This window comes from Desulforamulus profundi (assembly GCF_002607855.1).
The window spans coordinates 1-2,728 of record NZ_AWQQ01000064.1 but is presented as its reverse complement, the minus strand read 5'-3'; the positions used below and the strand labels follow the sequence as shown (position 1 = coordinate 2,728).

The window sequence follows — 2,728 nt, the reverse complement described above, 5'->3', positions numbered from 1 at the left end:
GTCGTTGGTGGCATCGGATTCTCAACCGATTGTCCATCACCTACGCCTTGCGGCCTCGGCTTAGGTCGGCTTACTCTGGCGGACGAACCTTCCCCAGAAATCCTTAGGTTTTCGGCGGGCAGGATTCTCACCTGCCTTTTCGCTTACTCATACCGGCATTCTCACTTCTTATTCCTCCACCGCTCCTCACGGTACGACTTCAACGGAATAAGAACGCTCCCCTACCATCAGATGGAATTAATGCTGCACCAGGTGCCAGTCTTAGCTGAGGTATTTGGTCACAAAATATTTAATTTATTTTTAAGGATATTTTGTGACAAAATGAAACTCACTTTTACCTTTCCAATGTAACACTTGATACACCATTAATTCCATCTGATCCAAAGCTTCGGTGCCAGGCTTAGCCCCGTTTCATTTTCGGCGCAGGGCCACTTGACCAGTGAGCTATTACGCACTCTTTAAATGGTGGCTGCTTCTAAGCAACATCCTGGTTGTCTGTGCAACCCCACATCCTTTTCCACTTAGCCTGTCTTTGGGACCTTAGCTGTTGGTCTGGGCTGTTTCCCTTTTGACTACGGATCTTAGCACTCGCAGTCTGACTCCCGGAGTAAGTTATGCGGCATTCGGAGTTTGATTGGGTTCGGTAACCCGTGAAGGCCCCTAGCCCATTCAGTGCTCTACCTCCGCTAACCATCTTCCGAGGCTAGCCCTAAAGCTATTTCGGGGAGAACCAGCTATCTCCTGGTTCGATTGGCATTTCACCCCTACCCACACCTCATCCGCCTCCTTTTCAACGAAGGTCGGTTCGAGCCTCCACTTTATTTTACTAAAGCTTCACTCTGGACATGGGTAGATCACCAGGTTTCGGGTCTACTCCAACGTACTTGCCGCCCTTTTAAGACTCGCTTTCGCTTTGGCTCCGGCATTGCTCGCCTTAACCTGCACGTTGGATGTAACTCGCCGGTCCGTTCTACAAAAAGTACGCCGTCACACATCAGTCGTCAGTCGTCAGGAGCAGTCGTCAGGTTTGCATGTATTCCTTTTGGGCCTTTATTCCTTGACCCAAAAGTTCTTTCTTCCTTTTCCCGACGTCTGACGTCTGACGACTTACGACTGAATCGTGCTCCGACAGTTTGTAGGCATACGGTTTCAGGTTCTTTTTCACTCCCCTCCCGGGGTGCTTTTCACCTTTCCCTCACGGTACTGGTTCACTATCGGTCGCTAAGGGTAGTTAGCCTTGGGGGGTGGTCCCCCCGGATTCCCACAGGGTTTCTCGTGTCCTGCGGTACTTGGGATGTCCTCTGCAATTTTCGTCCTTTCGCCTACAGGTGTGTTACCTTCTGTGCAGCACCTTTCCAGGTGTCTTCGACTAGGACTAATCRTCACGTGATGAGGTTCCCGCAACCCCAGATTTCCGAAGAATTCTGGTTTAGGCTCGCCCCTTTTCGCTCGCCGCTACTTGGGGGTTCGATRTTTCTTTCTCTTCCTCCGGGTACTTAGATGTTTCAGTTCCCCGGGTGCCCTCCTCTATGCCTATGTGTTCAGCATAGGGTGACGGAGTTTTGCTCCGCCGGGTTGCCCCATTCGGTATCCACGGATCGWTGCCTGCTTGCGGCTCCCCGTGGCTTTTCGCAGCTTTCCACGCCCTTCTTCGGCCCTTAGCGCCAAGGCATCCACCGTATGCCCTTTGTTTCTTGACCTGTTGCTTGCTCGGTTACTTTACGTAGCCTGCAAAATTGTTTCTACGACGCTTTACTTTTCGCTGTTCAGTTTTCAAGGAACGTTTTGGCTGTTCGCTTTTAGCAAGCTGCCTGGATTTTTGATTTTACTTCATGAGAAACTAAAATTCAACCGGTAATTGTTGGTTGTTTTGGTCTCTCAAAACTAAACAGTTGAGATGATGTATGACCGACCAGAGTTCTTGAACCGAAGGTTCAAGTTACTCCTTAGAAAGGAGGTGATCCAGCCGCACCTTCCGATACGGCTACCTTGTTACGACTTCACCCCAATCACCAACCCACCTTCGACGGCTGCCTCCTTTCGGTTAGCTCACCGGCTTCGGGTGTTGTCAGCTTTCGTGGTGTGACGGGCGGTGTGTACAAGGCCCGGGAACGTATTCACCGCAGTATGCTGACCTGCGATTACTAGCGATTCCGACTTCATGTAGTCGAGTTGCAGACTACAATCCGAACTGGGACCGGCTTTCTCAGATTTGCTCCGCCTCACGGCTTCGCTTCCGTCTGTACCGGCCATTGTAGTACGTGTGTAGCCCAGGACATAAGGGGCATGATGATTTGACGTCATCCCCACCTTCCTCCGTTTTGTCAACGGCAGTCACATTAGAGTTCCCGACCTTACTCGCTGGCAACTAATGTTAGGGGTTGCGCTCGTTGCGGGACTTAACCCAACATCTCACGACACGAGCTGACGACAACCATGCACCACCTGTCTCTCTGTTCACCCGAGTAAGGTCCATATCTCTATGGCTTTCAGAGGATGTCAAGCCCTGGTAAGGTTCTTCGCGTTGCGTCGAATTAAACCACATACTCCACCGCTTGTGCGGGCCCCCGTCAATTCCTTTGAGTTTCAGTCTTGCGACCGTACTCCCCAGGCGGAGTGCTTATTGTGTTAACTACGGCACTGCGGGGTCGATACCYGCAACACCTAGCACTCATCGTTTACGGCGTGGACTACCAGGTATCTAATCCTGTTCGCTCCCCACGCTTTC

The 2,728-nt window shown here is 51.2% G+C and carries 2 rRNA genes; both read right to left on the bottom strand.

The features are described from left to right. Window positions 1-1,700 (bottom strand): 23S ribosomal RNA (locus tag P378_RS10985); the annotation flags it as partial. Between the two features lie 250 nt (window positions 1,701-1,950). Next, window positions 1,951-2,728, bottom strand: a 16S ribosomal RNA gene (locus P378_RS10980); the annotation flags it as partial.